Genomic DNA, 272 nt, shown 5'->3' on the forward strand with positions numbered 1-272 from the left:
GTGGACGCCGAGAAGCTGGCGTATGAACTCGATCTGGACAACGTGTACTGGGCGGGTGACATTCCGGGTTTTGATGAACGTGTAAAGGGCTATTTTCTGAGCAAGAACTACTGCACGGACTCGTGGGTCGGTCTTCAAGCCATCTTCTTCGACGATCGGCTGGTCGCGATCATGCATCAGGAGGGTCGCAAGTCTGATCCCGAGTATTGGTTCGTGGATCGGGAGAGCGCACTCGAACTGCGCGAGTTCATGACAGTCACGCGTCCGGAACC

At 55.9% G+C, this 272-nt stretch carries 1 protein-coding gene; it reads left to right on the plus strand.

Annotated features, from left to right (window positions below; all coding sequences use genetic code 11):
- A partial coding sequence (locus AC1RPH_RS08340) for a hypothetical protein (protein ID WP_481762119.1) occupies positions 1–272 on the plus strand: 272 nt, incomplete at both ends.

It is taken from the genome of Dellaglioa sp. CoH-57-MRSF-16 (assembly GCF_056782055.1).